This is a genomic window from Thiococcus pfennigii, assembly GCF_016583835.1.
Taxonomy (GTDB): Bacteria; Pseudomonadota; Gammaproteobacteria; order Chromatiales; family Chromatiaceae; genus Thiococcus; species Thiococcus pfennigii.
In genome coordinates this window covers 1-26,456 of sequence record NZ_NRRW01000050.1, presented here as the reverse complement: position 1 = coordinate 26,456, position 26,456 = coordinate 1, and the positions used below count along the sequence as shown (strand labels likewise).

The 26,456-nt window shown below is 69.2% G+C and carries 28 protein-coding genes, 1 other RNA gene and 2 pseudogenes; 12 read left to right on the top strand and 19 right to left on the bottom strand.

What is annotated here, in order from left to right:
- Positions 1-70: 70 nt before the first annotated feature.
- From argC to CKO41_RS14250, 8 genes are all read left to right on the top strand, one after another.
- Positions 71-1,099: an N-acetyl-gamma-glutamyl-phosphate reductase gene (gene argC / locus CKO41_RS14285; RefSeq protein WP_200254830.1), complete on the top strand. Its 1,029-nt coding sequence runs from the start codon at positions 71-73 to the stop codon at positions 1,097-1,099.
- Between the two features lie 468 nt (positions 1,100-1,567).
- Complete coding sequence (uvrD, locus tag CKO41_RS14280; protein WP_200382827.1) at positions 1,568-3,742, top strand: DNA helicase II; 2,175 nt, start codon at positions 1,568-1,570, stop codon at positions 3,740-3,742.
- 48 nt (positions 3,743-3,790) lie between these two features.
- Positions 3,791-4,879, top strand: coding sequence for a TRAP transporter substrate-binding protein (locus CKO41_RS14275; RefSeq protein ID WP_200382825.1), 1,089 nt, complete (start codon positions 3,791-3,793; stop codon positions 4,877-4,879).
- Positions 4,876-6,072 (top strand): radical SAM family heme chaperone HemW, encoded by a 1,197-nt coding sequence (hemW, locus tag CKO41_RS14270; RefSeq protein ID WP_338115591.1) that lies wholly within the window; start codon positions 4,876-4,878, stop codon positions 6,070-6,072. The genes CKO41_RS14275 and hemW overlap by 4 nt, the downstream gene beginning before the upstream one ends.
- Before the next feature lie 307 nt (positions 6,073-6,379).
- Positions 6,380-6,580, top strand: coding sequence for a 50S ribosomal protein L31 (gene rpmE / locus CKO41_RS14265; RefSeq protein WP_200255348.1), 201 nt, complete (start codon positions 6,380-6,382; stop codon positions 6,578-6,580).
- A 338-nt stretch (positions 6,581-6,918) separates the two neighbouring features.
- Positions 6,919-7,851 carry a malate dehydrogenase gene (gene mdh / locus CKO41_RS14260; RefSeq protein ID WP_200255346.1) on the top strand — a complete coding sequence of 311 codons (933 nt, stop codon included), beginning with the start codon at positions 6,919-6,921 and terminating at the stop codon, positions 7,849-7,851.
- Positions 7,852-8,001: 150 nt separating this feature from the next.
- Positions 8,002-9,297: a citrate synthase gene (locus CKO41_RS14255; protein ID WP_200255344.1), complete on the top strand. Its 1,296-nt coding sequence runs from the start codon at positions 8,002-8,004 to the stop codon at positions 9,295-9,297.
- Between the two features lie 156 nt (positions 9,298-9,453).
- Positions 9,454-9,630, top strand: a complete 177-nt coding sequence (locus tag CKO41_RS14250; RefSeq protein WP_200382822.1) for a hypothetical protein — start codon at positions 9,454-9,456, stop codon at positions 9,628-9,630.
- 268 nt (positions 9,631-9,898) lie between these two features.
- Here CKO41_RS14250 and CKO41_RS14245 read toward each other — a convergent pair whose 3' ends face one another.
- The 8 genes from CKO41_RS14245 to CKO41_RS14210 form a co-directional block, all read right to left on the bottom strand.
- Positions 9,899-11,347: a bifunctional 2-methylcitrate dehydratase/aconitate hydratase gene (locus tag CKO41_RS14245; RefSeq protein ID WP_200248752.1), complete on the bottom strand. Its 1,449-nt coding sequence runs from the start codon at positions 11,345-11,347 to the stop codon at positions 9,899-9,901.
- A 301-nt stretch (positions 11,348-11,648) separates the two neighbouring features.
- Positions 11,649-12,803: a bifunctional 2-methylcitrate synthase/citrate synthase gene (gene prpC, locus CKO41_RS14240; RefSeq protein WP_200382821.1), complete on the bottom strand. Its 1,155-nt coding sequence runs from the start codon at positions 12,801-12,803 to the stop codon at positions 11,649-11,651.
- Between the two features lie 122 nt (positions 12,804-12,925).
- The gene (gene prpB, locus CKO41_RS14235; RefSeq protein ID WP_200248730.1) at positions 12,926-13,813 is read right to left on the bottom strand and encodes a methylisocitrate lyase; all 888 of its coding nucleotides are present in this window, start codon (positions 13,811-13,813) and stop codon (positions 12,926-12,928) included.
- Positions 13,810-14,511 carry a GntR family transcriptional regulator gene (locus CKO41_RS14230; RefSeq protein ID WP_200248727.1) on the bottom strand — a complete coding sequence of 234 codons (702 nt, stop codon included), beginning with the start codon at positions 14,509-14,511 and terminating at the stop codon, positions 13,810-13,812. The genes prpB and CKO41_RS14230 overlap by 4 nt, the downstream gene beginning before the upstream one ends.
- 199 nt (positions 14,512-14,710) lie before the next feature.
- The gene (locus tag CKO41_RS14225) at positions 14,711-16,606 is read right to left on the bottom strand and encodes a propionyl-CoA synthetase (protein ID WP_200248725.1); all 1,896 of its coding nucleotides are present in this window, start codon (positions 16,604-16,606) and stop codon (positions 14,711-14,713) included.
- Positions 16,607-16,933: 327 nt separating this feature from the next.
- Positions 16,934-17,887: an acetyltransferase gene (locus tag CKO41_RS14220; protein ID WP_200248722.1), complete on the bottom strand. Its 954-nt coding sequence runs from the start codon at positions 17,885-17,887 to the stop codon at positions 16,934-16,936.
- 281 nt (positions 17,888-18,168) lie between these two features.
- The gene (locus CKO41_RS14215; RefSeq protein ID WP_242464339.1) at positions 18,169-19,146 is read right to left on the bottom strand and encodes a DUF4198 domain-containing protein; all 978 of its coding nucleotides are present in this window, start codon (positions 19,144-19,146) and stop codon (positions 18,169-18,171) included.
- A gap of 118 nt (positions 19,147-19,264) precedes the next feature.
- On the bottom strand, positions 19,265-19,579 hold the full coding sequence (locus CKO41_RS14210) for a hypothetical protein (RefSeq protein WP_200248719.1): 315 nt from the start codon (positions 19,577-19,579) through the stop codon (positions 19,265-19,267).
- Positions 19,580-19,784: 205 nt separating this feature from the next.
- Here CKO41_RS14210 and CKO41_RS14205 point away from each other — a divergent pair, with 205 nt between their 5' ends.
- From CKO41_RS14205 to ssrA, 3 genes are all read left to right on the top strand, one after another.
- The gene (locus CKO41_RS14205) at positions 19,785-20,060 is read left to right on the top strand and encodes a FeoA family protein (RefSeq protein ID WP_200248717.1); all 276 of its coding nucleotides are present in this window, start codon (positions 19,785-19,787) and stop codon (positions 20,058-20,060) included.
- A gap of 44 nt (positions 20,061-20,104) precedes the next feature.
- On the top strand, positions 20,105-20,365 hold the full coding sequence (locus tag CKO41_RS14200) for a hypothetical protein (protein ID WP_200248714.1): 261 nt from the start codon (positions 20,105-20,107) through the stop codon (positions 20,363-20,365).
- Positions 20,366-20,720: 355 nt separating this feature from the next.
- Positions 20,721-21,080, top strand: a transfer-messenger RNA (tmRNA) gene (gene ssrA, locus CKO41_RS14195).
- Positions 21,081-21,376: 296 nt separating this feature from the next.
- Here the strand turns inward: ssrA and CKO41_RS14190 are convergent.
- The 7 genes and pseudogenes from CKO41_RS14190 to CKO41_RS14160 form a co-directional block, all read right to left on the bottom strand.
- Positions 21,377-22,378 (bottom strand): annotated as a pseudogene (locus CKO41_RS14190) (Arm DNA-binding domain-containing protein); the annotation flags it as partial.
- Positions 22,354-22,545: an excisionase family protein gene (xisR, locus tag CKO41_RS14185; protein WP_200382820.1), complete on the bottom strand. Its 192-nt coding sequence runs from the start codon at positions 22,543-22,545 to the stop codon at positions 22,354-22,356. The gene xisR and the pseudogene CKO41_RS14190, both read right to left, overlap by 25 nt.
- Before the next feature lie 51 nt (positions 22,546-22,596).
- Positions 22,597-22,830: a hypothetical protein gene (locus CKO41_RS14180; RefSeq protein WP_200382819.1), complete on the bottom strand. Its 234-nt coding sequence runs from the start codon at positions 22,828-22,830 to the stop codon at positions 22,597-22,599.
- Positions 22,827-23,186, bottom strand: a complete 360-nt coding sequence (locus CKO41_RS14175) for a VVA0879 family protein (protein WP_200382818.1) — start codon at positions 23,184-23,186, stop codon at positions 22,827-22,829. Before CKO41_RS14175 ends, CKO41_RS14180 begins: the two co-directional genes overlap by 4 nt.
- Positions 23,187-23,225: 39 nt before the next feature.
- Complete coding sequence (locus CKO41_RS14170; RefSeq protein WP_200382817.1) at positions 23,226-23,453, bottom strand: hypothetical protein; 228 nt, start codon at positions 23,451-23,453, stop codon at positions 23,226-23,228.
- 106 nt (positions 23,454-23,559) lie between these two features.
- Positions 23,560-24,180: an XkdD/Y8K6 family phage-associated protein gene (locus tag CKO41_RS14165; protein WP_200382815.1), complete on the bottom strand. Its 621-nt coding sequence runs from the start codon at positions 24,178-24,180 to the stop codon at positions 23,560-23,562.
- A gap of 20 nt (positions 24,181-24,200) precedes the next feature.
- Positions 24,201-24,668: a single-stranded DNA-binding protein gene (locus tag CKO41_RS14160; RefSeq protein WP_200382813.1), complete on the bottom strand. Its 468-nt coding sequence runs from the start codon at positions 24,666-24,668 to the stop codon at positions 24,201-24,203.
- Positions 24,669-24,707: 39 nt separating this feature from the next.
- On the opposite strand from CKO41_RS14160, the gene CKO41_RS14155 reads away from it, so the two are divergent.
- Positions 24,708-24,959: a hypothetical protein gene (locus CKO41_RS14155; protein WP_200382812.1), complete on the top strand. Its 252-nt coding sequence runs from the start codon at positions 24,708-24,710 to the stop codon at positions 24,957-24,959.
- A gap of 46 nt (positions 24,960-25,005) precedes the next feature.
- Here the strand turns inward: CKO41_RS14155 and CKO41_RS14150 are convergent, their stop codons facing one another.
- The 4 genes and pseudogenes from CKO41_RS14150 to CKO41_RS14135 form a co-directional block, all read right to left on the bottom strand.
- On the bottom strand, positions 25,006-25,236 hold the full coding sequence (locus CKO41_RS14150) for a hypothetical protein (protein WP_200382811.1): 231 nt from the start codon (positions 25,234-25,236) through the stop codon (positions 25,006-25,008).
- Positions 25,237-25,297: 61 nt separating this feature from the next.
- Entirely contained in the window at positions 25,298-25,528 is a 231-nt protein-coding gene (locus CKO41_RS14145) for a DUF7446 family protein (RefSeq protein ID WP_200382810.1), read from the bottom strand.
- The gene (locus CKO41_RS14140) at positions 25,516-26,151 is read right to left on the bottom strand and encodes a hypothetical protein (RefSeq protein WP_200382809.1); all 636 of its coding nucleotides are present in this window, start codon (positions 26,149-26,151) and stop codon (positions 25,516-25,518) included. The genes CKO41_RS14145 and CKO41_RS14140 overlap by 13 nt, the downstream gene beginning before the upstream one ends.
- An 11-nt stretch (positions 26,152-26,162) precedes the next feature.
- A pseudogene (locus CKO41_RS14135) lies at positions 26,163-26,456 on the bottom strand (hypothetical protein); the annotation flags it as partial.

Genomic DNA, 26,456 nt, shown 5'->3' with positions numbered 1-26,456 from the left:
CTCTCCCGAGACCCCCAGATAGACCCCCCAGATAGACCCCTGAATCAGAGCCAGGAGCGAAGCGGTCATCATGACAAAGGTTGGCATCGTCGGCGGGACCGGCTACACGGGTTCCGAGTTGCTGCGGCTGCTGGTCGCCCATCCGCAGGTCGAGATCGCGGCCATCACCTCGCGCAGCGAGGCCGGCATGGACGTCGCCGACCTGTTCGCGCACCTGCGTGGGCACCTGTCGTTGCGTTTCTCCGAGCCGAGCCCCGAGGCGCTCGGCGACTGCGATGTCGTCTTCTTCGCGACGCCGAACGGCACCGCGATGCAGATGGTCCCGGAGTTGCTCGGGCAGGGTATCCGCGTCATCGACCTGGCCGCCGATTTCCGTCTCAAGGACCCCGCCCTGTGGGAGCGTTGGTACGGGATGGCCCATGCCTGCCCCGAGCTTCTCGAGGAGGCCGTCTACGGTCTGCCCGAGCTCAACCGCGAGGCCATCCGCACGGCCCGCGTCATCGCCAACCCGGGCTGCTATCCGACCGCCGTCACGCTCGGTCTCGCGCCGCTGGTCGCGGCCGGCGCCGTGGATCCGACCTGGCTGATCGCCGATGCCAAGTCCGGCGTCAGCGGGGCCGGCCGCAAGGCGGCGACGGGCCTGCTGATGGCCGAGGTCGGCGAGGGCTTCAAGGCCTATTCGTCGGCCGGCCACCGCCATGCCCCCGAGATCATGCAGAACCTGGCCGCCCTGACCGACGAGCCGGTCCAGCTGACCTTCGTCCCGCACCTGGTGCCGATGATCCGCGGGATCGAGGCGACCCTCTACGGCCGCCGGGTCGCCGCTGGGCTCGATCTCCAGCGGCTCTTCGCCGAGCGCTACGCCGGCGAGCCGTTCGTCGATGTGATGCCGCCCGGCTCGCACCCGGATACCCGCTCGGTGCGCGGTGCCAACCTGTGTCGCATCGCGGTCGGGGAGCAGCCCGGTGGCGTCGTCATCGTCCAGTCGGTGATCGACAACCTGGTCAAGGGCGCGGCCGGCCAGGCGATCCAGAACATGAACCTGATGCTCGGCTTCGAGGAGACGACCGGGCTGCGCGGGGTGCCGCTCCAGCCCTGACCCTGGGCTCGGCGGGGCATCGGACCGCCCCGATCGTAGGGCGTAGGGCGGGAAAGCGCAGCGCATCCCGCCGTTCTGACTCAGGTGGCGCGCCGGCCGTAGGATATCGATATCCACGGCGGCGCCTCCCCCACCGATGGAATCGGCTTGATCGCCTGGCGCGCGATGATCCCGGACAGCGCTCCCATGGGCCTGGCTGCGCGAGCGTCATCGGGAGTTGGTGCCCCGTGGGTAGCGGGATGCGCTTCGCTTTCCCGCCCTACGTTCTCGGCGGCTGCCAGCGTCGCCGGCCGTCGGGTTACGCCACCGAGGGGCCAACCCGACCTACGGCCCCGGCGCAGATTGGCACGGCCGGTCGGGTTAGGCGCGCCGGCACGGCGGTCGCCGAGCAGCGATAGGCCCGCGCGCGCCCTAACCCGACAGGCGGCCACTCGTCGAGGGCCGGCCGATTCGGGCTAGAATGCCGCGATGGAACACCTCTCAGATATCCTCGATCCGCTCAACCCGGCGCAGCGCGAGGCGGTCACGGCCGAGGCCGGCAATCGGCTGGTGCTAGCCGGGGCCGGTAGCGGCAAGACGCGCGTCCTGGTACACCGTATCGCCTGGCTGATCCGCGCCGAGGGCGCGCCGCCCCGGTCGATCCTGGCCGTCACCTTCACGAACAAGGCGGCGCGCGAGATGAAGGAGCGCATCGAGGCGATCCTCGGTGTGCCGATCGGCGGCATGTGGGTCGGTACCTTCCACGGCCTGGCGCACCGTTTCTTGCGCGCCCACTGGCAGGACGCGGGGTTGCCGGCCCAGTTCCAGATCCTCGACGCCGAAGATCAGTCCCGGCACGTGCGACGCATCCTCAAGGCCATGGAGCTCGACGAGGCGCACTGGCCGCCGCGTCAGGTGACGGGCTTCATCAACAAGCAGAAGGACGAGGGTCGGCGTGCCGAGCACCTCGACGACGAGGGCGACCCCCGTCTGCGGCGGATGATCGCCATCTATCGCGAGTATCAGGCCGCCTGCGAGCGCGGCGGGATGGTCGACTTCGCCGAGCTGCTGCTGCGCGCCCACGAACTGCTGCGCGAACGCGCCGACATTCGTCAGCACTACCAGGAGCGCTTCCGGCACATCCTGGTCGACGAGTTCCAGGACACCAACGCGATCCAGTATGCCTGGCTGCGCCTGCTCGCCGGGTCGCAGGACAACCTGTTCCTGGTCGGCGACGACGATCAGTCGATCTACGGTTGGCGGGGCGCCCGGGTCGAGAACATCCAGACCTTCCAGCGGGACTATGCCAACACCCGCGTGGTGCGCCTGGAGCAGAACTACCGCTCGACCGGCACCATCCTCGGCGCCGCCAATGCCCTGATCGCCCACAACCAGGCGCGGCTCGGCAAGAACCTCTGGACCGATGGCCAGGCCGGCGAGCCGATCCGCCGCTACGCGGCCTTCAACGAGATCGACGAGGCGCGCTTCGTCGTCGCACGCATCCGCCGTTATCTCGACGAGGAGGGCTACCGGCGCGGCGAGTGCGCGATCCTCTACCGCACCACGGCCCAGTCGCGGCTCTTCGAGGAGGCCCTGATCCAGGCCCAGATCCCCTATCGGGTCTACGGCGGCCTGCGCTTCTTCGAGCGCGCCGAGATCCGCGACGCCATGGCCTACCTGCGCCTGATCGCGAACCCGGACGACGACGCGGCGCTCGAGCGCGTCATCAACGTGCCGACCCGCGGTATCGGCACGCGCACCGTCGATCAGCTCCGCGTGCAGGCCCGCGAGGCGCGCGTCTCGCTATGGCGCGCGACCCGCGACCTGCTCGCCGCCGGGGCCTTCGCGCCGCGCACCGCCGGGGCCTTGCAGCGCTTCGTCGACCTGATCGAGGCCCAGCGCGAGGTGGCCGACGGCCTGCCGCTCGCCGACCTCGCGGCGGCCGTGATCACGGCCGTCGAGCTTGCCGACTTCTACCTCAAGGCCAAGGACGGCAAGGGGCAGGATCGGGTCGAGAACCTGGAGCAGTTGATCGAGACGGCGGCGCGCTTCGCGCCGGAGGCCGGGTCGGAGGAGGCCGCGGCCAGCCCGCTCGGCGCCTTCCTCGCGCATGCCGCGCTCGAGGCCGGCGAGGCCCAGGGGGCCGACGAGGTCGACGGCGTGCAGCTGATGACGCTGCACAGCGCCAAGGGCCTGGAGTTCCCGATCGTCTTCCTCGCCGGCATGGAGGAGGGCCTTTTCCCGCACAGCCTCTCGCGCGAGGATCCGCCGCGCCTCGAGGAGGAGCGGCGCCTCTGCTACGTCGGCATGACCCGGGCGATGCGGCATCTGTATCTGACCCACGCCGAGAAGCGCCGCCTGCACGGCAGCGAGAATCACCCCTTCCCGTCGCGCTTCCTGCGCGAGATCCCGGCCGACCTCCTCGAGGAGGTGCGCGGTGGGGGCGTCGCGGGTCCGGCCCAGGTGGCGGCCGCGGCCGCCCGGTCCAGGGCTGAGGCCGGCGGGCTGGCGCTCGGTCAGCGGGTGGTCCATCCGAAGTTCGGCGAGGGGGTCGTCCTCGACAGCGAGGGGTCTGGTTCGAAGACCCGCGTCCAGGTCAATTTCGCGAGCGCCGGGACCAAGTGGCTGGTCTTGGCCTACGCCAGGCTGGAGCCGGCCGGCTGAGCGCCGCGCCGGCCCGATCATCACGAGAAGCACGCAGGAGGGATACGCATGCAGCGCCGTCGATTCATCCGTGGGCTCGGCACCGGTTCCCTGGCGGCCCTCGGGGCGGGCGCCGTCGGCGTCGGCCACGCGAAGGCCAAGACCGAGCACAAGTGGCGGATGGTGACCACCTGGCCGAAGAACTTCCCGGGCCTCGGCACCGGCGCCGAGCGGCTTGCCGAGCTGATCGAGACCCTCAGCGCCGGGCGCATCCGCGTGCGGGTCTTCGGTGCCAATGAGCTGGTGCCACCCTTCGAGGTGCTCGACACGGTCGCCCGCGGCACCGCCCAGATCGGCCACGGTGCGGCCTACTACTGGAAGGGCAAGAGCGAGGCGGCCCAGTTCTTCTCGGCGGTGCCCTTCGGCCTGACCGCCCAGGAGATGAACGGCTGGCTCTACCATGGCGGCGGCCTGGAGCTCTGGACCGAGCTCTACGATCGATTCGGCCTGATCCCCGCACCGGCCGGCAACACGGGCGTGCAGATGGGCGGCTGGTTCAACAAGGAGATCCGCTCGCTCGAGGACCTGAAGGGGCTCAAGATGCGCATCCCGGGCCTTGGTGGCGAGGTCCTCCAGCGCGCCGGGGGCACGCCGGTCAACCTCCCCGGCAACGAGCTCTTCATCGCCCTGCAGAACAACACCATCGACGCGACCGAGTGGGTCGGCCCCTACAACGACCTGGCCTTCGGCCTCTACAAGGCGGCCAAGTACTACTATTACCCGGGCTGGCACGAGCCGGGCACGACGCTGGAGGCCATCATCAACAAGGAGGCCTTCGCCGAGCTGTCGGAGGACCTCCAGGCGATCGTCCTGAACGCCTGCAAGGTCGTCAACCAGGACATGCTCGCCGAGTATACGGTCCGCAACCCGGTCGCGTTGAAGACTCTGCTGCGCGAACATCAGGTCGAGCTGCGGCGCTTCCCGGACGACGTGATCGAGCGGCTGCGGGCGCTGTCCGAGGAGGTCGTCGCCGAGATCGGGGCGCGCGATGCCTTCTCTCAGCGGGTCTATGCCTCGTTCCGCGAATTCTTCGAACAGGCCCGGGAATGGGGTCGGATCGCCGAGCTGACCTACATGCAGGCCCGCGACCGCGCGTGACCGTCCCGGCCGCCGGTGACGGGCGGGAAGATTTGTCCGTCGCCGGTCGGTCGATCCCGCTGTCCCTCTACATCCATGTCCCCTGGTGCCTGCGCAAGTGTCCGTATTGCGACTTCGGGTCGCGGCCGCGGCCGGCCGCGCTGCCGGAGTGGGCCTATCGCGACGCGCTGCTGCGGGACCTGGCGCGAGAACTCGCCGACCTCGCCACGCCCCGCCCGCTGACGAGCATCTTCATCGGCGGCGGCACGCCGAGCCTGCTGTCGGGGGAGACGATCGACGGGTTGCTGCGCGGCATTCGCGCCCTGGCCGACCTGGCCCCCGACATCGAGATCACGTTGGAGGCCAACCCGGGCAGCGCCGATGCGGCACGCTTCGCCGCCTATCGCGCGGCCGGCGTGAACCGTCTCTCGATCGGCGTGCAGACCCTCGCTGCCGAGCACCTGGCGCGCCTCGGTCGGATCCATGATCCGGGGCAGGCCCGCGCCGCCGTCGCCGCCGCGCGGGCGGCGGGCTTCGCGAACCTCAACTTGGACCTGATGTACGGCCTACCCCGACAGACGGCGGCCGACATGGCCGCCGACATCGAGGGCGCGATCGCGCTGGAACCCGAGCACATCTCCTACTATCAGCTCACGATCGAGCCCGACACACCCTTCGGTCGCGCCCGACCGCCACTGCCCGACGAGGACCTGGTCGCCGACGCCCACGAGGCCGCCGTCGCGCGGCTGGCCGCCGCTGGCTTCGCCCATTACGAGACCTCGGCCTTCGCCCGCCCCGGACGCCGCTGCCGCCATAATCTGAATTACTGGGCATTCGGTGACTATATCGGGATCGGCGCTGGCGCCCACGGCAAGCTGACCTTCGCCGCGCCGGACCGGGTCGCGCGGCGCATCAAGCGCGAGGGACCCGAGGCGTATCTGGCCGCGCGGGGACACGGCGGCTTCGCGTCCAGCGAGGAGCGGCTCGCGGAGGACGACCTGGCGCTGGAGTTCATGCTCAACGCGCTGCGGCTCGCGGAGGGTTTCCCCGTGGGGCTGTTCGAGGCCCGCACCGGGCTGCCGATCGACCGGCTCCTATCCCGGCTGGAGGCGGCCGAGCGGCGCGGGCTCCTCATCCTGAACGACGGCTGGATCCGCCCGAGCGACCTCGGCCGGCGCTTTCTCGACGACCTGCTCGGGCTCTTCGTGCGCTGACGGGCGGGGGCGTCCCCGCGGGGAGGGGATCAGGGCTGGCGATTCGGGTGGTCGATAGCCGGCACACGGGCACCTGCCGGGGCAGGCGACGCTGGCGGAGGCCGGTGTCGGGTTGCGGCGCGCGCAATCCTTCGTCTTTCGTTGGCCGCCGTATCGGCGCGCCTAGCCCGACCTACGCGGCCGATCAGGTCGGATCCGTCGTGCCGTGCGGCGAGCCACGGCTTGCATCACCTGCGTCCGCGGGCTAGACTGCGCAATTCAGTGCCGATCCGACTCCATTCTTCGCCCCACGGATTCCAGGTTCCCCATGAAAGAAGGCATCCATCCTACCTATTCCGAGATCAAGGTCCAGTGTAGCTGCGGTAACGAGTTCATGACCCGTTCGACGCTCGGTACGGAACTCCATGTCGAGGTGTGCTCGGCGTGTCACCCATTCTATACGGGCAAGCAGAAGATCGTCGATACCGGCGGTCGGGTCGACAAGTTCCGCCGCAAGTACGGCCGCTGACTCGAGCGACGGCCCCGAGCGGTCGGCGGGCGGGCCGGGACTTCGCTTGGTTGGAGTCTGCGGCCTGCGTGATGGCCAGATCGCGCGGTGGTTCTCGGCCGCATCGGGGGTGCGGACGTCGTCGCGGCCCGGCCCATCGAGAACCTCCGTTTCCGGCGTCCGGCCGCCATGGGAGTGGCTGGGCGCATTGGTGCGCGCGCGAGTCCCGGCGCGCGACCTGACGGCACGGCCGGACCGGCACGCCGGGTTCGCCGCGCCGGCAGCGCCTCGGGTGGCCCTTCGCGATGGGCCATGAGCGCGCCGTCCCCGTCATCGATGCCCTGTCGAGGAGCAAACCCATGCAGAAGATCGCCGTCATTGGTGCCGGGCGCGTCGGGGAGACCACGGCCCAGATCCTGGCCCAACAGGAATTGTGCCGCGAGGTCGCCCTGTACGACGTCCGTCCCGACTATCCAGCGGGTGTGGCCCTGGATGCCTACCAGACCGCCCAGCACTTCGATTCCGATACCGTCCTGACCGGCAGCCACGACCCGCGGGTGATCGAGGGCGCCGAGATCGTCGTCGTCACCGCCGGCCTGCCGCGCAAGCCCGGGATGTCGCGCTCCGATGTGCTCGAGGCCAATGTGCGGATCATCGATGAGGTCACCGACCACACGCTGCGCCATGCCCCGGACGCGATGATCATCGTCGTCAGCAACCCGGTCGACACCCTGACCTATCGCGTCGCCCAGCGCACTGGCTGGCCGCGCGAGCGGGTCTTCGGCCAGGCCGGGGTGCTCGATGCGGCGCGGATGGCCAGCTTCATCGCGATGGAGACCGGCTTCTCGATCCGCGACATCACGACCCTGGTCCTCGGTGGGCATGGCGACACCATGGTGCCCGTCTCGCGCTTCTGCACCATCAACGGCGTGCCCATCTCGCACTTCATCCCGGCCGAGCGCATCGCCGAGATCAACGAGCGCACCCGCAAGGGTGGCGCCGAGATCCTCGGGCTGCGCCAGAACTCCAGCGCCTATGCCGCCCCGGGCGCCGCGGTCGTCACCATGGTCGATGCGATCTGCAACGATCGCCGCCGGCTCCTGCCGTGCGTCGCCCTGCTCGATGGCGAATACGGCGAGCGTGACATCGCGATGGGCGTGCCCTGCGTCCTCGGCAAGCGCGGTCTGGAGTCCGTCGTGACCCTCGATCTCAACGCCGAGGAACAGGCCGACTTCCAGCGCTCGGCCGGCGCCGTGCGCGAGGACATCGAGCGGCTTCGGGAGATCAAGTAGTCGCACGCCAGCGGCCTGCTAATTGCTAACGATCCATTGGGGGCGCGGCGCCGCACGGCATCGCGCCGACCCGAGGGACTTCGAATCGATCGGCATCGTCACGGAGCGGCTGATTCGCGGGACCACATCATTACGGCCAGGAGCGAGCGTATGGCGAATGAGACCGTCACGATCACGAATAACGACAACGGCAAGACCGCCGATTTCCCATTGCGACGAGGCACCCTCGGTCCGGCGGCCGTGGACATCTCGACCCTCTACCGGGAGACGGAGATCTTCACCTACGACCCCGGCTTCATGGCGACCGCAAGCTGCCACAGCGCGATCACCTACATCGACGGCGAGGCCGGCGTCCTGCTCTATCGCGGTTATCCGATCGAGCAGTTGGCGACCAAGGCGAGCTTCCTGGAGGTCGCCTACCTGCTGCTCTATGGTGAACTGCCCAGCGAGCGTCAGCTCCTCGCGTTCGAGGAGGAGATGGCGCGCTACAGCATGATCAACGAGAACCTGAAGGGGTTCCTCGACGGGTTCCACTACGATGCCCATCCGATGGCGATGCTGGTCGGCGTCGTCGGCTCCCTGTCGGCCTTCTATCACGACTCGCTCGACATCAACGACCCGAAGCACCGCGAGATCTCGGCGCTGCGCCTCGTCGCCAAGGTGCCGACCATCGCCGCGGCGGCCTACAAGCACAGCGTCGGCGAGCCGATCGTCTATCCCCGCCACGCCCTGCGCTATTGCGCGAACTTCCTGCACATGATGTTCGCCACGCCGTGCGCGGACTACAAGCCGGGGCTGATCGCCGAGAAGGCGCTCAATCTCCTCTTCATCCTGCATGCCGACCACGAGCAGAACGCGAGCACCTCGACGGTCCGCCTCGCCGGCAGCTCCGGGGCCAATCCGTTCGCCTGCATCGCCGCCGGCATCGCCTCGCTCTGGGGTCCGGCCCACGGCGGTGCCAACGAGGCCGTCCTCGACATGCTCGAGCAGATCGGCGACGTCGCGAACGTCCAGACCTACCTGGACAAGGCCAAGGACAAGGACGACCCCTTCCGGCTCATGGGCTTCGGCCATCGCGTCTACAAGAACTACGACCCGCGCGCCAAGATCATCCGCGAGGTCTGCCATCAGGTGCTCGACGAACTCGCCGACGCCAACAATCCGCTCTTCGAACTGGCCCTCGAGCTCGAGGAGATCGCGCTCAACGACGAGTACTTCGTCGAGCGCAAGCTCTATCCCAACGTCGACTTCTATTCCGGCATCATCTACCGGGCGCTCGGGATCCCGCGCAACATGTTCACCGTCATGTTCGCGATTGCCCGCACCGTCGGCTGGGTGGCCCACTGGATGGAGATGATGTCGGATCCGGACGGCCGCCTCGGGCGGCCGCGTCAGATCTACTGCGGGCCGACCCACCGCGACTACGTACCGATCTCGCAGCGCTGACCGGGGGGCACCCCGGCTGGGCACGGCGCCGGTACCCTGGGCCGTGCCCGCGGCGCTAGTGCAAGACGGCGCAATTCCCGAGACCGCGCACGCGGCGGCCTGCAAGCCTCGCGTGGTAGGGGCCCGCTTGCGGGCGGTCGGGGCGCGGATGCCTCGGTGGTCGCCGCGTTGCCGGCCGTCGGGTTACGCCCCGAGGGGCTAACCCGACCTACGGCCCTGATCCGCCGCGCCGGCCGCGCCCCGACCCCGCGCAAGCCGACCCGCCCGACGCGCGCGGCGAAGGAGCGACGCCTCGCCGGCAAGCGCCAGCGCGGGACGCCGTTCGACGACTAGTGCAACAGTGCGGATGTTCCGAGACCGTCTCAGATCGTTGTCGTTGTCGGCTTGCGAATCTCGACAACGACAACGAACAGCCTCGGGATTTCTGAAGTGCTGCACTATCCGTCGGGAGCGACCGGGCGCGCGGCGTAACCCGACAGGCCAGGCGGCCGCGATGTCGGGTTACGCCGCGCGGGCCCGACACCGCGCCGCGACGAAGGTCTACAGGGCCACGTTGCGCGACCATCCGGGCTGGATGTGGCCGCGCGCCCCGAGGCCACCGTCAGATCACGAACAGGTCCATGAACTGGTGGACCGGCGTGGCCGCGAGCCGGCCGGGATCCCCGCAGAGATCCAGGATGCGTTGCGCCTGGACCCGCGGGAAGCGGGTCCGTAGCGCCGCCTCGAACTTGCGCTCCAGGACCGGGATTCCCTCGGCACGGCGGCGGCGGTGGCCGATCGGGTACTCGATCTCGATGCGGTCGGTGCTGGTGCCGTCGTTGAAGAAGACCTGGATGGCGTTGGCGATCGAGCGCTTGCCCGGGTCCAGGTAGTCGCGCGTGTAGCGCGGCTCCTCGCGCACGACCATCCGCTCGCGCAGCGCGTCGATCCGCGGATCGGCGGCGACCGAATCCTCGTAGTCGGCGGCCGTCAGGCGACCGAAGATCAACGGCACGGCAACCATGTACTGGAGGCAGTGGTCGCGGTCCGCCGGATTGTGCAGCGGGCCGTCCTTGCTGATGATGCGCACCGCGGACTCCTGCGTCACGAGCTCGATGCGCTCGATGCGATCGAGGCGGTCCTTGACCTGCGGGTGCAGCTGCATCGCGCACTCGACGGCCGTCTGGGCGTGGAACTCGGCCGGGAAGCTGATCTTGAAGAGGACGTTCTCCATCACATAGGTGCCGTAGTCGCGCTGCATGACGAACTTGTGGCCGCCGAAGAGCACGTCGTAGAAGCCCCAGCGCGGCGCGCTCAGCACCGATGGCAGGCCCATCTCGCCCTTGTCGACCATCATCGCCAGGCGCACCGCGCGCGAGGCGGCATCGCCGGCCGCCCAGGACTTGCGCGAGCCCGTGTTCGGCGCGTGCCGGTAGGTCCGCAGCGACTGCCCGTCGACCCAGGCCTGGCTCAGCGTATCGATGACCTGCGCCTTGCTCGCACCGAGCATCCGCGCGGCGACCGCCGCCGAGGCGACCTTGACGAGGACGACGTGGTCGAGGCCGACCCGGTTGAAGCTGTTCTCCAGCGCCAGCACGCCCTGGATCTCATGGGCCTTGACCATGTAGCGCAGGACCTCGGCCATCGTCAGCGGCGCCCGTCCTTCGGAGACCGCCTTGCGGGCCAGGTAGTCGCCGAGGCCGAGGATCGCCGCCAGGTTGTCCGACGGATGCCCCCACTCCGCGGCGAGCCAGGTGTCGTTGAAGTCGAGCCAGCGCACGAGGGCGCCGAGGTCCCAGACGGCCTTGACCGGATCGAGGACGAATTGGGTGCCGGGGACTCGGGCGCCATTGGGCACCAGGGTGCCGGGGACGATCGGCCCGAGGTGCTTGATGGCCTCCGGGTATTGCAGGGCCAGCATCGCGCAACCGAGCGAATCCATCAGGCAGTGGCGCGCGGTCGTGATGGCCTCCTGGGAATGGACCTCGTAGTCGCAGACATAGTCGGCGATGGCGACGAGTTCCGGATCCGGGTCGGGCCGAACATTGGCGTCGGCGATATGTGAGCTCATGGGAATCTCCGGGGAGGGGTGAGGAACGATTCAGGGCAAGGGCCGCGCGTCGGGTTATGGCGCGCGGCAACCTGGTCTTTCTCGGGGACCGCCGTGCCGGCGCGCCTAACCCGACCTACGGGCCGTGCCGAGCTTCGCCGGGGCCGTAGGTCGGGTTAGCCCCGCGGGGCGTAACCCGACAGCCGGCAACGCAGCCCCTCCGAGGCCGTAGGTCGGGTTAGCGCAGCGTAACCCGACATTGCGGCGGCAGATTTTTTCCGTAGCGCCGTCGGGCCAGCGCGACCTGACCCGACAGTGCCGCTCAGCGCTGCGCGATCGGCACCCAGGGGCGGTTCTCGGGTCCGGTGTAATTGGCGCTCGGGCGGATGATCTTGCCGTCGAGGCGCTGTTCGATGACGTGGGCGACCCAGCCGGTCGTGCGCGAGATCACGAAGATCGGCGTGAAGAGCTGGGTCGGCACGCCCATCTGGGCGTAGGAGACGGCCGAGAACCAGTCGAGGTTCGGGAACATGTGCTTGAGGTCCCACATGACCGACTCGAGGCGCTCGGCGACCTGGAACATCAGCAGGTCGTCGTTGCCCTCCGACAGGCGGCGAGCGACGGCCTTGATGACCTCGTTGCGCGGGTCCGAGACCGTGTAGACCGGGTGGCCGAAGCCGATGATGATCTCCTTGCGGGCGACCCGCGCCCGGATGTCGGCCTCCGCCTCGTCGGGACTCGCGTAGCGGCTCTGGATCTCGCAGGCGACCTCGTTGGCACCGCCGTGCTTGGGGCCGCGCAGGGCGCCGATCGCGCCCGTGATCGCCGAGTAGATGTCGGAGTTGGTCCCGGCGATGACCCGCGCGGTGAAGGTCGAGGCGTTGAACTCGTGCTCCGCGTAGAGGATCAGCGAGGTGTGCATGGCCCGCACCCAATCGGCCGAGGGCGCCCGCCCGTGCAGCAGGTGCAGGAAGTGCCCGCCGACCGAGTCGTCATCGGTCTCGACCTCGATGCGCCGGCCGTGGTGGCTGTAGTGATACCAGTAGAGCAGCATCGAGCCGAACGAGGCCATCAACCGATCGCCGATCGCCTTGGCCCCGGCGACGGACATGTCTTCCTTCTCGGGCTCCATCGTACCGAGCAGCGAGGCGCCGGTACGCAGCACGTCCATCGGATGGGCGGCGGCCGGGATCTGCTCGAGGGCCAGCTTCATCGTCGCCGGGAGGCCGCGCAACGACTTCAGGCGCTGCTTGTAGCTGGCCAGCTCGGTCTGGTTGGGCAGGTGCCCGTGGATCAGCAGATAGGCGATCTCCTCGAACTCGGCCTGGTCGGCGAAGTCGAGGATGTCGTAGCCGCGGTAGTGCAGATCGTTGCCGGTACGCCCGACGGTACAGATCGCGGTGTTGCCCGCGACGGTACCGGACAGGGCGACGGACTTCTTCCGCTTCGGTGCCTCGGTCTGTGGTTCATCGGCCATCGTCTTCTCCTCGTGCTGGGTGATGGGCAGCTCCGCCCCGACCGGCACGCTCGCCGGCCCCGACGGCGGAAGGGGCGTCTCGGCCCAGGCCGCCCGGTGGATCTGTCATGCCGGGCCGCGCGTCACTCCTTGCCGGCGGCGAATAGCGCATCGAGCTTCTGCTCGAAGCCATGATAGTTCAGGAAATCATAGAGTTCCTGACGGGTCTGCATCGTCTCGACGACCCCGGCCTGGGTGCCGTCGCGGCGGATCGCCTGGTAGACGTCGAGCGCCGCCTTGTTCATCGCCCGGAAGGCCGAGAGCGGATAGAGCACCAGGGCGACGCCGGCCTCGGCGAGTTCGCCCGTCGAGAAGAGCGGTGTCGCGCCGAACTCGGTGATGTTGGCCAGGACCGGCACCCCGACGGCCGCCGCGAAGCGCCGATACTGGTCGAGCTCGGTCATCGCCTCGGGGAAGATCATGTCGGCGCCGGCCTCGACACAGGCGACGGCCCGCTCGATCGCGGCGTCCATCCCCTCGACGGCCAGGGCATCGGTGCGGGCCATGATCACGAAGTCATCGGTGCGGGCATCGACGGCCGCCTTGATGCGATCGACCATCTCCGCCTGCGAGACGATCGCCTTGCCCGGGCGATGACCGCAGCGCTTGGCCGCGACCTGGTCCTCGATATGGCAGCCGGCGGCCCCGCCGCGGATCAACTGGCGCACGGTGCGGGCGATGTTGAAGGCGCTGCCCCAGCCGGTATCGGCATCGACCAGCAGCGGCACGTCGCTCGCGTAGGTGATGCGGTGCACGTCCTCGAGGACGTTGTCGAGGCTCGTCATGCCCAGATCCGGCAGACCGTAGGAGGCCGCGGCGACGCCGCCCCCGGAGAGATAGATGGCGCGGTAGCCGGTGCGCTCGGCCATCATCGCGTGATAGGCATTGATCGCCCCGACGACCTGGAGCGGGTGCTCCTCGGCGACGGCTTGGCGCAGCTTCGCGCCCGGGGTGGTGCGTGTCTGGGTCATGGGGATCCTCTCGATTCGTCTGGCTGGGGCTGGGCACCGAGCCGGCGCTCGGCGTGGCGGCGCGAGGCGCGGATGTGCCGGCGCGTCAACCACTCGGCGAGCTCGCCGTCGCGCTCGGCGATGGCGTCGACGATCAGCCCGTGCTCGTCGAGGGCGGCGCGCGAGCGATCACCCGCCATGCCGAACTGGTAGCGGTACATCCGCGCCACGTAGTAGAGATCGTTGCAGAGCATCGCGATCAGGCGGCGATTGCCGCTGCCCTGGGCGATCCGGAAGTGGAAGTCGAGGTCACCCTCCTTCTGGAAGTAGGCCCCGGAGGGGTCGCCGGCGACCTGATCGCGGTGCCGGGCGAGGAGCGCCCGCAGGTCGGCGATCTCGGCGGGCGTCATGCACTCGGCCGCTAGCCGCGCGGCCATGCCCTCGAGCGCCTCGCGCAGCTGATAGATCTCGATCAGACCGGCGAAGGTCAGCGTGACCACGCGGGCGCCGAAGTTGGCCCGCCGCTCGACCAGGTTCGAGGACTCCAGCCGGCGCAGCGCCTCGCGCAGCGGCCCGCGGCTGATGCCGTAACGGGTCGCCATCTCCGGCTCGCTGAGCTTGCTGCCGCTCGGGATCTCGCCCTCGACGATGGCCTGACGGATCTTGGCGAAGACCTCGTCGGCGATCGTAGTGGTGACCAGACCAAGGGGTTGCAGCATGAAATCTGTCGACAATTATTCCATAGACAGGCCAAATCTACCGATTTCTCGGCCAGTGTCAAGAAAAGGTGTCGACAATGTTCGCCCCTCACGGGCAGGGCGGGACCCAACGGCCCATTCAGATGCGGCCCGCCGGGTGCGAGCCGCGCCGGGAAGTGGCGGCGCCACCCGGGCGGGCGGCGCCGCTAAACGGCGCCCGTCAGCCCCGTTTGGCGTAGCCGATGGCGGCGAGCGCCTGCTCGATCTCCCCGAGGATCGCGGGGTCGTCGATCGTCGCCGGCATCCGATACTCGCTGCCGTCGGCGATCCGCTTCATCGTGCCGCGCAGGATCTTGCCGGAGCGGGTCTTCGGCAGCCGCTCGACGATGGCGACGTGCTTGAAGGCCGCAACCGGACCGACCTCCTCGCGCACGAGCGCGATCAACTCCTTGGTGATGACGGCCAGATCGCGGGCGACGCCGGCCTTGAGCACGACCAGGCCGACCGGCAGCTCGCCCTTGAGCTCGTCGGCCGCGCCGATGACGGCGCACTCGGCGACATCCGGGTGCGACGCCAAGGCCCCCTCGATGCTGCCGGTCGACAGCCGATGACCGGCGACGTTGATGACGTCGTCGATGCGGCTCATGACGAAGATGTAGCCGTCCTCGTCGAGGTAGCCGGCGTCGCCGGTGAGATAGTAGCCCTCGACAGCGGAGAGGTAGGACTCGATGAAGCGCTGGTCGTTGCCCCACAGCGTCGGCAGGCAGCCGGGCGGCATCGGCAGCTTGATCAGGATGCGACCGATGTCGCCGGCAGCGACCGGGTGCCCACCCTCGTCGAGCACCTGCACGTCGTAGCCCGGCACCGCCACCGTCGGCGACCCCGGCTTGACCGGCAGCCGCTCGATACCCAGGCAGTTCGCGGCGATCGCCCAGCCGGTCTCGGTCTGCCACCAGTGGTCGATGACGGGCACCTTCAGGATCTCCTCGGCCCAGCGCAGCGTATCCGGGTCGCAGCGCTCGCCGGCGAGGAACAGGGCGCGGAAGCCGGCGAGATCGTAGTTGGCGAGGAGCTCCGCGCGCGGATCGGCCCGCTTGATCGCGCGGAAGGCGGTCGGCGCCGTAAACAGGACATTGACGCCATGCTCCTCGATCACGCGCCAGAAGGCGCCGGCATCGGGCGTCCCCACCGGCTTGCCCTCGTAGAGGACGCTCGTACAGCCGGCGAGCAACGGCCCGTAGACGATGTAGGAATGCCCGACCACCCAGCCGACGTCGGAGGCCGCCCAGAAGACCTCGCCGGGTTTGACGCCGTAGACGTTCGCCATGCTCCAATGGAGCGCCACGGCGTGGCCGCCGTTGTCGCGGACCACTCCCTTCGGCTGGCCGGTCGTGCCCGAGGTATAGAGGATGTAGAGCGGATCGGTCGCCGCGACCGGGACGCAATCGGCCGGCGTCGCGGCGGCCATGGCCTCGGCCCAGCCGACGTCACGCCCGTCGATCAGCGCGCCGGGCTCCTGCGGGCGCTGGAGGACGATGCAGCGCTCAGGCTTGTGGGCGGCCAGCTCGATCGCCTCGTCGAGGAGCGGCTTGTAGTGCACGACCCGATTCGGCTCGATGCCGCAGGAGCCGGCGACGATCGCCCGCGGCTTGGCATCGTCGATCCGAGTCGCGAGCTCGCGCGACGAGAAGCCGCCGAAGACGACCGAATGGATCGCGCCGATACGCGCGCAGCCGAGCATCGCGATGACCGCCTCGGGCACCATCGGCATGTAGATGATGACCCGATCGCCCTTCTCGACCCCCTGGTCCCGCAGCGCCCCGGCAAAACGGGCCACGCGCGCCTGGAGCTCGGCATAGCTGATCGTCTCCTGGGTACCGGTGACCGGGCTGTCATAGATGATCGCCGCCTGCTCGCCGCGGCCCGCCGCGACGTGGCGATCGACGGCGTTGTAGCAGGTGTTGAGCATGGCACCGGCAAACCAGCGGTAGAAGGGCGGCTTGGACGCATCCAGGACCCGCTCCCAGGCGCGATCCCAATCGATCGCCTGCGCCGCCTCGGCCCAAAACCCCTCCGGATCGCGCTTGGCGCGCTCGTAGACAGCCTGATAACCCATCGTGCTCAATCCTCCTCTGTCTGGAGTAGAGACGCGCCCCGGGTCTCGCCTCAGGGCGCGCTTCGCTGGAAACTCGGAGTAGCTCGCGCGGTTGCCGCCTGTATAACACGGGCATCAGGCACAAAAATACATCTTCCGCTGATGATCTGTATTTGAAAACCGGCACCTGGCCCCGCGCCCGAGGTCAGCCGACGACGCGCCGGGGGGCCCCGTTCGCGAGCGAGCGCCAGGCCTCACCGGCTCAGGACACACCGAGCGCCGGCAAGCCGGCCCCGCCGCGACGGCGTCCAGCCTTCGCTCAGCGCACGAGACCTTCGGGGCAACGCATCAAAACGCCGCGAGGAACCGCTCGACGAACAGGTCGTAGTCGGCCTCGGCGAGGACATTGATGCCCGCGGCGCCCTTGCGGCCACCGCCGGTCGGGAACTGGCGGCACAGGGCATCGGCACCCTCGCCGGTGGCGCGCGGCGCGCGCACGCTGACGACGAAGCCACCGTCCGGGCGCTCGGTCAACAGGGCATGGGCGCGCTCGGGCGCCCCGTGCGCGACCTCGTTGGCCAGGACCCCGCTGATACGCCGCGCCCAGGCCTCGGCCGGCAGGACGTAGAGCCCATGGCGCTCGTCTTCGAGCCTTGGCGCCAACTCGCGCGCCCGCGCCATATCGTCGGCGAAGCCGGCGCTCAGGGTCGCGAAGGCGTCGTCCTCGGCCATGAACGCGAACGGATCGCCGAAGGCCTGCATCCGTCGGTAGAGGGCGTCCGGGGCGAAGTGCAGATCGGCGACCCGCTCGCCGTAACCGTTGTAATTGAGACAGATGCCGAGCTCGCGCAGCCGCATCAGGTCGGCCTCCGCGAGCCCGAGCGGGGCCGCGGCCGAGCGTGCCGCGGCCTCCATGCCGTCGCCGAAGGCCCCGACGACGGCCCAGGGCCGACAGCGCCCCCGCAGCGCCTCATCGACCAGCAGGCTCGTACAACGATCCGGGGCCGGATCGATATGGACGGAGAGTGCCGGGTGGGACGGGATCTCGCCGGCGTAGTGGTGATCGAAGTAGGTCACGGGCACGTCGCGGGCGAGCAGCTCGAGCAGCGGACCGCGGTTCTTGTCGAGCGAGACGTCCAACACGGTGACCGAACTGGCCGACTCGACCGGCACCCGCTCCAGGAGGGCGATGTCGCGCTTCACGCCGGTCACCAGGACCGAGTCGATCGCCTCGACCAGCCTCAGCTGATGAAGGGCACAGAGCCCGTCGGCATCGCCGTTGAACACGTCATAATGGGTCATGGTAGGCGTCGCTCCGAAGTAATGACTCATGGTCCGGTCCGTCGTCGATCCTCGTCGACCGGCCAGGGCATTCTAGCGCCGTCGGCGCCGCGTTTCGTGACTCGCGGGCGACGGGGAGCAGATCCAACGGGAGGGGCGCGGGCGGCGTGCACCGCGCAGGCGCGGCGAACCAGGCCGCGAGGACCAGATGCACGAACGCCCGAGCGGGCGCCGCCACTGGCAAGATCGGCGCGAGGCCCACCTTCGCAGCGGGCCTCGCGCCGAGCCTTGTCACGGTCGCATCAAGGGATCACCAGCTCCATGCCGGCCATCAGGGCGTCCGGATTCGATAGCTGACCGCGATTGGCCTCGTAGATGCGCTGCCAGGCGCCGGCGTCGCCATAGACCCGCGCGCTGATCGTCGAGAGCGAGTCGTTGTCACGCACCCGGTAACTCGCCCCCTGCGCTGCCTCGCCGACCGTGGGACCGCCATTCAGCGCCTGCGCGTTGATCCAGAGCACCGCATCCTGGGAGAGCTCCTTGCCCGCGTGCTCGGTCGCCGGCCCAGATCCGAGGCAGGCGAAGCCCCAGACGCCCGGCATCGGCACACCGAAAGTGAATATGCCGTTCGGATCCGTGATGGCGACGATCGTCGTCGCCGGGGTCTCGGCGAGCGGCTCCGCCCCGAAGGCATTGCCCTCCTGGTCGATCCGCGTGTTGATGAACTCGATCTCGCACTCCACGCCCGGGGCCGGCTTGCCATCGGACAGCAGCTGACCGGTGAAGGTCCCGCCGGCGAAGACCTGATACGGCTTGGTCAGCGGCACAATCTCGGTCGGCAGCCCGAGCGGCTCGTTCCAGCCCGTCGGCATGGCGCCCTTGTTCACGTAGGCCTTGGTGATCTGCTGGATGTAGATGTCCTCGTTGGCCTCGTAGTAGGGCGCCGGCACCAGCGCGAAGATGTAGTCGCCATTGCGGGTGACGCGGTAGCCCGTCTGATAGGCCTTGGCCTCGTTGTGGGCGCCCCTCCAGGTGATCGGCTCCAGCTTGTCCTTCAGGTCCGTCTTCTCGCCCTTGAAGACGACGAAGAAGGCCTCCGGCTCGCCCATGTCCATCGTATGCCCGTTCTCCATCGGATGGGCGAAGACCAGCTCGAGGTCCAAATTCGTCGGTCTCTCCAGCATCACCTCGGGGGTATAGAGGAGCTGGAAGTGGGCCTGCACGGCCGGAACGGCCAGCAGCGTGGCGGCGCAGCAGGCGGACAGAACGGCATGCTTCATCGGCAAAGACTCCTAGTGGGAGAGTGGATCGAAAATCCGGGGCATCGGCGATCGCCACGCCAGGCCGGCGCCAAGCCGCCGAGGCTCGCTGCGCAACGCCGCGATCACCGGCGCCACGTCAATAGATCGCGCTCGCGGGGATCTCGACCGCGTGACCCGGACCGGCATCGAACACGATCGTGAAGTCACCGTCCGGCCGATCGAGCTCGAACTCGCTGTTCTCGTTCATCTTGCCCTCCAGGATCACCCCGCCATCGGCATCGACGACCCGGACATCGACCCCGGCGGCCGAGGAACCGTCGGAGAACCCGCCCTCGCAGAGCAGCGTGCCATCACCGTTGTCGTAACAGGAACACAGCGGCGTGTGGGCCACCGCCGTCGACAACCACAGACCGGCCACGAGGCCGCACGCCAGACGCGCACTTCGATTCATCGGCAATCTCCTCCAAGAAGGCATCGAACAGTCAGACCGGCCGGATCGACCGGGCAACCCCAGCGGGACTGCGGAAAGGCTAGCACGCGCCGCGCCATTACTGCAAATGGGAATCGTTGCTTTTTGTATTTGACAGGCGCATATGGTAGCGTTCGGGTACCGTTAGGTAACCGAGACCCACTGCCACACCTGGCAGCCGCCCCCCATGACACCGAACCCCGACAGGCCCGTTCGCACGCTCAACGACTTCCCGCCCGGCCGCCGGGTGCGCATCCATCGCCTCCTCGGCCACGGGGCCGTGCGTCAGCGACTGATGGATCTCGGCCTGATGCCCGGGATCGTGGTCACCGTCGTGCGCAGCGCGCCGCTCGACGATCCGATCCAGGTCATGCTGGACACGAACCATGTCACGCTGCGGCGTCACGAGGCCGCGGCCATCGAGGTGTCGGACGAAGGGCCCGCCGGGCGGCCGACCAACTGAATGCACGTCGACCCATGGCCAAGACCCTCGCGGAGGTCCCGACGATGAACAGCCTATCCACCACAGGCACGACGACCGACCCGGCCGTGCCCGACATCTCGGCCGAGCACCATTTCGGCTGGGCCGACACCGCGGTGACGGTGGCGATCGTCGCCGCCGCCGGCTACTACCTGTATCGCAAGCTCTGGCGCCGCCGGGGCGCCTGCGGCGAATGCGGCGACGGCAAAGGCTGCTGCGCGACCGGGACACCGGGCGGCCCACCCGAGCAGCGCGTACCCGTCCCCGAGGTCCCACGGCGGGACTGAGGCGATTGCCGGAAACAAACCGACCGGATGACTCCGGACTTTCGTTTGTCTTCAAGGAGCGCGCGTAGGAGCATAGCCCAGCGATGTGAGTACGCTCGCGACACGGAAGGCGGGCGACAGGACCAGCCAGACGGTAGGTTTGTTGACAGAAATCGCCTGAGGTCCTTCGACCCGGGGATACGACGCGCCGCCGCCGCGCGGCGCCCTCCGCGAGCCAGCCCGCCCCAGTCGGTGGCCGCCAGGGGGTTGATAACGACACGAGGCACCCAACCTATGTGCCGAGGCAGGCGTGCCCGCTCGGGCCGTCGGACTTGCCGCCGACCTTCCGGGCCTCTAGACTGTCTCATTGCTTCATGGGGGCGACATGGCTTCGACGTGGGTCGCAAAACCTGAGGTGCATGCCGAGGTGCGGACAACCTCGTAAAACCAGCCGCAAATCTATAGTTGCCAACGACGACAACTACGCTCTCGCTGCTTAATCCCAGCGGGCCTCTGGCCGTCTCTTGCCTGTGGGCGGCGGATTCCAGGGGTAACCTCACACAGGATCGCGGTGACGGGGGCTCGGACCTGATCCGCTAAAACCCAATTCGAGATCGCCGACCGTTCGCCCTGCCCCTCGGGCGTTGGAAGGCTAAAAATAATAGAGCGGGCTAAGCATGTAGGACCAAGGGCGGAGGGCTTGCGGACGCGGGTTCGATTCCCGCCGCCTCCACCAATTCCCGTCTCAGGCTCGGACCCTCTGGGTCCACCTGAGACCCCTTCAGACTGATTGATATCAATCACTTGCCGATCCACCACACGACCGCCCGGTTGGTCTGGGTGGGACCTGGTGGGTCTCGGCTTGTCCCCAGGTTGGCCCCTTTCGGCCCCTGTATGGCCCCCGCGCTGTGCAGCGATCAGGGCGGCCACGCGCTCGCCTGCGGCGGGGTCCACGTCCGGTATCCATCGGCCGTAACAACGGCGGATCATGCCCCAGTCGGCATGCCCCATCTGACGCGCAACCCACATCGGATTCTCGCCGGCCGACAGCAGCGTGCTCGCATAGGTGTGGCGGGTCTGGTATGGAGTGCGGTAGCGGACGCGCGCGCGCCGGATGATGTGCGCCCAGGCGGTCTTGCGGATCTGCCCGTCGGTCTCCCAGGGCTCGCCGGTGCGCGGGTTGAGGAAGATGCGGCCGCCGGCGAGCTCGCTGTGGGCGCGCTGCGCCTGGAGCGCCTCGCGCGCCGGGGCGAGGAGCTTCACTTCCCGGATCCCGGCCTTGGTCTTGGGTGGTTTCACCCGCTTGCGCACGCTGTTGCGCCGCACAAAGACGACTCCACGCTGCCAGTCGATGTCGCCCCATTCGAGGGCGATCAGCTCACCGGTGCGCAGTCCGGTCCAGAAGGCGAACTGGAACAGGTTGCGATGCTGTGGCTCGGTGCAAGCGGCGAGGATCGCCTCGCGCTCGGCGGGCGTGAACGGATCGGGCTCGTCCTGAACGATCGGCAGGTATTTGATGCGGGCGAGAGGGTCGGCTTCGACGCGACCTTCGGCGAATGCCTCCGCGTAGAGCTTTCGCAGCGGAATTAGGACGTTGTTGATGCGTTTCGCCGAGATCACCTGGGCGGCGATCCATTCGCGGACCTGGCGCGTGGTCAGCGCCGACAGCGGGATGCCGCCGAACGCCGGGATCAGGTGGTTCTCGATGGCGCTGCGATAATCGCGGTGGGTGCTGTAGGCGAGCGCGGACTGGGCGGCGCTGAGGTATTGGCGCAGTTCCTCCTCGATCAGCGCGTTGCTCAACTGCACACCATCGAACAGGGCGGCGCGCGGGCTGTGCGGAAAGTGGGCGCTGTATCTGAAGGTGCCGATGGCGAGTTCGTGGTGGATCGCCGCCAGCAGGCGCCGCGCGTGGGCGAGGTTCGCCCGCGTCGGCGCCAGGCGCAGCGTTTCCCGGCAGCGCACGCCGCGGACGTAGAACGTCACGCGGATGCTCTTGCCGCGGGCCTCTATGCCGCCTTCCCCTCGACCCATCGGTGGTATGCAGCCAACGACATGAGCAGCCGCCCATCCGGAGCCCTGCGGTAGTGGATCTTCTCCAGCCAGACGCCGGTCTTGATCTTCTTGCGCACGGCATCCTCGGTGTAACCGCTCAGCTCGGAGAAGCGCTTGATTGTGACGAAGTCAACGCGGTCTGTCATCCTCGCGCCCGTCGGATTGAACCAGTGAATCGCCCGCCGGCCGGGGTCGGCTCAGGCCCCCATCGCGTAGTGTTCCGGCCAGCCGCGCCACGCGCAGACCGCCAGCCGCCAATCCCGGTCGAGCCGGTGCCAGGCCTCGATCGGGTCCGCGTAGGCGGTCGGCAGCAGGTCATAGCGGTCGGCGGCGAGCGCGACGAAGCAGCGCTCGCCGGTGGACAGCAGCCCGATCTCGACGGCATCGCCGGCGAGCAGGTCCCGGATGATTGCATCCAGTCGATCGTTCATGGGCATTCCTCCCCGTGCGCTGCGGCGAAGTCGAATAGGGCCAGCCCGGGCTGATCGACGATGCGCACCGGATTGAGCCCGAAGAGTCCGCCTCCGGCGTAGTTGCACGGCCCTGGGCCATCGCCCTCGAACGCGTCGCGCGCCTCGTCGAGCCAGCGGCCGACACAGGAGAAGGCGATGGCCCCCTCCGGCGCCCCGGCGTCGCGCCAGTCCTGGGCGCTGGCCACGTGACCACAGGCCGGACAGACGAAGCGCCACTTGCTGACCTCCTCTCCAAATCGGCGAATCGCCTCGGCCTGGAATTCGCCAAGGGTCATCTCCCTGCGCGGTTGCTTACGGGTGGTTGCGTCGGGCATGGCTCATACCTCCATGTCGGATCGGAACGTCAGGCTGGGTCAGGCCCCGCGGGCATGCCGGGCGATCGCGATCTCCCGGCGCCAGGCCCCGAACAGCAGCCCGGGGGCCTCGGGCGCGTAGGCCCGTGCGGTCTCGATGCAGTCCTCGCGCATGTGCCCGTGCTGCCAGCACAGGCAGGGCACGTGCGCCTCGACATAGTCGCGCAGCGCGAGGCAGCGCGAGCAGGTGTCGAAGGTGTCCGGCTGCCCGCCCCAGCGGCCGAACACGTGCTCGTAGCGTTCGCCCAGGTGGATGGCGCCGCCGCACTCGGCGCAGCGGTGCGCGTGCCGCAGTGGTAGAGGCTAGGCGGATCCCAGTCGCAGTGGCAGGCGGTCATCGGTCATTCCCCGCCACCTTGCCGAGCGCCGCCTCGGCGGTGGCGCGCTCGACTGGGAGCAGCTCCCGCGCGTGATCGGGGTTCTGCAGGATCAGCATCAGCGCCTCCAGGAGGTCCGGTGCTGCGGCGATCAGGCGCGCGTTGGCGGGCCGCTGCCGCTGGCCGTAGACGGCGCAGATCGCGTAGCCGTCGTTGAGGCGCGCGCCGGCTAGCACCGCGGCCGCCGAGGGGCGCACGCTCTGATGCCAGGGGCCCACTTCCCAGGGGCCCGGGGTGTGCCGATCCCGGCTCGTCTGGGGGCCACGCGCTGCGCTCCCGTGCATGCCCTCCTGTTCGTCCCGGCGCTGGGGCGGTGCGGCGAGAGACCGCAGAGCGGCGCCCGCGAGCCCCGCGTTGTGCAACGCCACGATGTGCGCAGCCACCGCACGCATCGCCTCGCGGGTCGGGCCGTCGTGGCCATTCTCCTCGGTGTGCAGCGCCGCGAGTTCCAGATCGGCGACGATCTGCGCAGCGTGTGGGTCGGGGTCGCCAGCGAGAACGGTCAGGCCGGCATCGCGGCCGCAGGCCCAGGGCGGCCCGAGGAGATACCAGCGCTGCGTAAGGATGTCCGTGCCCATGTCCTTGGCCTCCGCTCAGATCAAAAAGGAACGTCGTCATCGAAGTCGGCGGGCGCCTGGGCCGGAACGCCGGGCCCGTACTGGGGCCGCCGGGGCCGGCTCGGCGCGCTGGCGCCCCCAGCAGGGGCCGGCGCCGTCCGGTCGCCCCGCCCCGCTGGCGGGTCCAGCAGGAGCAAATCGCGTCCCTGAACCTCGGTCGTATAGCGGTCCTGACCCTGCTGGTCCTGCCACTTGCGCGTCTTCAGCGGCCCCGCGACATAGATTCGGCTGCCCTTGCGCGCGTACTCATTGGCGATCTCGGCCAGGCGCCGCCAGAGGACCACGCGGTGCCACTCGGTCTGCTCCTGCTGCTCGCCGGTCTGCTTGTCCGTCCAGGCCTCGTTCGTGGCGATCGAGAGCGTCGCCACGGCGTCGCCCCCCTGGGTGTAGCGGAGCTCCGGATCCGTCCCCAGGTGTCCGATCAATTCAACGCGGTTCAGTGATCGCATGGCCTATTCCTCCTCGAATGGCACGAGCCTGTAGTCCCAATGCTCGATATGGCCTGTCTCGAAGTCGCGATGCTCATGGCAGGGCAGGACCTGATAGATCCCATCCTGGCATTGGTGCAGGTTGATGATGCGGCGAATGGGGTCATCGGCGCCGGCGACGTCGGCCTCTTCTTCCAGCCAATTGAAGCCGGCGCACCGGCGCCGGAGAAAGAGCATGTCCCGCCGCATGTGAAGGCCCTTCTGGTCGTGCCAGGCGGCCGTTCTGAGGCGAATCACGATGCGGTTCGGTGATTGCCCGACAGGCCCGCCGCTGCCGGCGCCGGCCATCAGCTGCCGGCTATCTCGGGTCCGTGGCGGCATCATCGGCCTCCGCGCAGCGCGCGCCGCAGAATGGGCAGAACGCGGCGCTCAGGTCCGGCATCGGTTTGCGGCGGCCGCTCGGGCGCGCGGTGCGCAGCGCGACCCGCGGGGGCCGCAGCGCCAGGTCCTTGCCCAGCGGCTGCACGAGCACCAGGCACAGGTCCTGCTCGCGCAGCCTGGCGTTCACGGTCGAGATGCATTGGCACATGGCTCCTTCTCCCGCCGGCGCCCGGCCGGCCATCGGTGCGGCGTGCGGCCGCGGGTTGGTGTTACGTCTCGAGGTCGCGGACGGAGAGTTCCCACTTCGGCACGCCATTGCGCATCACCACGACGGGGGCTCCGGCGGCGGCGATGTGCTCGGCGACGGCACCGCAGGCGGCCCCGGTGACGTCCGCTCGCCCGGCGCCCCAGGTCCGCCCGTCCGCAAGCACGCGGCCGGCAAAGATCCGGTTGGTCAGTGGGGAGGTCGCAACGTGCAGAGCAGGCATCACGCGGGACATGGATCACCTCCCGTCGCGAGGCGCGCGATGGCAACCAGCACGTCGCGGAAGGCGGCTGGCGTGGCCTGGGCCTGCCGCTTGCTGATCTGCCGGATGCCGCGCAAGGCCAGCTCGGCGCGTGGCCGGTCGGTGCTGATCCAGGCGGCCGGGGCCGGACCGGGCCCCCAGCGCAGTTCCGGCGGCTGTAAGCCGTGCGCGTAGAGCCAGGTGCGCTTGCGCGCGGGGTGTCCATAGCGGCCCTGTTCGACGTGGCAGGTCCAACCCCCGCATGGGGTCTCGACCCAGCCGCCCCGGGCCGGCGGTCGCGGCAGGGCATGGGCGTCCCAGGCCAGCGAATAGGCTGGGTGCTCCAGGACGCCGCCCCACCGGCGCACAGCCGCGATCGCCGCCCTGAAGCACCCGCCGTCGTCGCCGACCGCCTGCCCGTACCGGGTCTGATTCACCCTCGCCAAGCGGCACCAGCGCGCGCACGGCGGGTGGGCCACAACGGGCCACGGGCCGGAATAGCGGCGCGCGTCTCGCGACTCGTCCCATGGGTCAACGCCCGGCACGTCGAAATAGCAGCCGTTGCGCTCGACGAACAGCGCGGCCACGACGGGCGCGGCTTGGTGGTTACCTGGCATCGCCCGCGTCCTCAATACCGGATGGCGACATGGGCGACGCGGCCACGCGCGATGGCCGCGATCAGGATGCGCGCCGGCCCCTCCTCCAGGCGCCAGCCTCCGAGGTCCAAATCGCAAAGGTCGGCGAGGACCTCGCGGTTGACCTGGGCGCGGTGCGCCTGATCGCGGGCGCGCGCTTCCGCCTCGGCCCGGGCACGGGCCTGCTCGGCGGCGAGGCGCTCGCGCTCGCGCTGGACGGCGGTGGCGGCCTCCTGCCCGGCCCGGGCCTTGGCTTCGGCGGCGGCGCGCTCGGCGTCCTGCGCCCG

What these genes read in the sequence shown, in the direction of transcription:
- argC (WP_200254830.1), top strand. Translation starts at nt 71, where the DNA reads ATGACAAAGGTTGGCATCGTCGGCGGGACCGGCTACACGGGTTCCGAG.
- uvrD (WP_200382827.1), top strand. Translation starts at nt 1,568, where the DNA reads ATGGAACACCTCTCAGATATCCTCGATCCGCTCAACCCGGCGCAGCGC.
- CKO41_RS14275 (WP_200382825.1), top strand. Translation starts at nt 3,791, where the DNA reads ATGCAGCGCCGTCGATTCATCCGTGGGCTCGGCACCGGTTCCCTGGCG.
- rpmE (WP_200255348.1), top strand. Translation starts at nt 6,380, where the DNA reads ATGAAAGAAGGCATCCATCCTACCTATTCCGAGATCAAGGTCCAGTGT.
- mdh (WP_200255346.1), top strand. Translation starts at nt 6,919, where the DNA reads ATGCAGAAGATCGCCGTCATTGGTGCCGGGCGCGTCGGGGAGACCACG.
- CKO41_RS14255 (WP_200255344.1), top strand. Translation starts at nt 8,002, where the DNA reads ATGGCGAATGAGACCGTCACGATCACGAATAACGACAACGGCAAGACC.
- CKO41_RS14245 (WP_200248752.1), bottom strand. Translation starts at nt 11,347, where the DNA reads ATGAGCTCACATATCGCCGACGCCAATGTTCGGCCCGACCCGGATCCG.
- prpC (WP_200382821.1), bottom strand. Translation starts at nt 12,803, where the DNA reads ATGGCCGATGAACCACAGACCGAGGCACCGAAGCGGAAGAAGTCCGTC.
- prpB (WP_200248730.1), bottom strand. Translation starts at nt 13,813, where the DNA reads ATGACCCAGACACGCACCACCCCGGGCGCGAAGCTGCGCCAAGCCGTC.
- CKO41_RS14230 (WP_200248727.1), bottom strand. Translation starts at nt 14,511, where the DNA reads ATGCTGCAACCCCTTGGTCTGGTCACCACTACGATCGCCGACGAGGTC.
- CKO41_RS14225 (WP_200248725.1), bottom strand. Translation starts at nt 16,606, where the DNA reads ATGGGTTATCAGGCTGTCTACGAGCGCGCCAAGCGCGATCCGGAGGGG.
- CKO41_RS14220 (WP_200248722.1), bottom strand. Translation starts at nt 17,887, where the DNA reads ATGACCCATTATGACGTGTTCAACGGCGATGCCGACGGGCTCTGTGCC.
- CKO41_RS14215 (WP_242464339.1), bottom strand. Translation starts at nt 19,146, where the DNA reads ATGAAGCATGCCGTTCTGTCCGCCTGCTGCGCCGCCACGCTGCTGGCC.
- CKO41_RS14210 (WP_200248719.1), bottom strand. Translation starts at nt 19,579, where the DNA reads ATGAATCGAAGTGCGCGTCTGGCGTGCGGCCTCGTGGCCGGTCTGTGG.
- CKO41_RS14205 (WP_200248717.1), top strand. Translation starts at nt 19,785, where the DNA reads ATGACACCGAACCCCGACAGGCCCGTTCGCACGCTCAACGACTTCCCG.
- CKO41_RS14200 (WP_200248714.1), top strand. Translation starts at nt 20,105, where the DNA reads ATGAACAGCCTATCCACCACAGGCACGACGACCGACCCGGCCGTGCCC.
- xisR (WP_200382820.1), bottom strand. Translation starts at nt 22,545, where the DNA reads ATGACAGACCGCGTTGACTTCGTCACAATCAAGCGCTTCTCCGAGCTG.
- CKO41_RS14180 (WP_200382819.1), bottom strand. Translation starts at nt 22,830, where the DNA reads ATGAACGATCGACTGGATGCAATCATCCGGGACCTGCTCGCCGGCGAT.
- CKO41_RS14175 (WP_200382818.1), bottom strand. Translation starts at nt 23,186, where the DNA reads ATGCCCGACGCAACCACCCGTAAGCAACCGCGCAGGGAGATGACCCTT.
- CKO41_RS14165 (WP_200382815.1), bottom strand. Translation starts at nt 24,180, where the DNA reads ATGGGCACGGACATCCTTACGCAGCGCTGGTATCTCCTCGGGCCGCCC.
- CKO41_RS14160 (WP_200382813.1), bottom strand. Translation starts at nt 24,668, where the DNA reads ATGCGATCACTGAACCGCGTTGAATTGATCGGACACCTGGGGACGGAT.
- CKO41_RS14155 (WP_200382812.1), top strand. Translation starts at nt 24,708, where the DNA reads ATGCTCGATATGGCCTGTCTCGAAGTCGCGATGCTCATGGCAGGGCAG.
- CKO41_RS14150 (WP_200382811.1), bottom strand. Translation starts at nt 25,236, where the DNA reads ATGTGCCAATGCATCTCGACCGTGAACGCCAGGCTGCGCGAGCAGGAC.
- CKO41_RS14145 (WP_200382810.1), bottom strand. Translation starts at nt 25,528, where the DNA reads ATGTCCCGCGTGATGCCTGCTCTGCACGTTGCGACCTCCCCACTGACC.
- CKO41_RS14140 (WP_200382809.1), bottom strand. Translation starts at nt 26,151, where the DNA reads ATGCCAGGTAACCACCAAGCCGCGCCCGTCGTGGCCGCGCTGTTCGTC.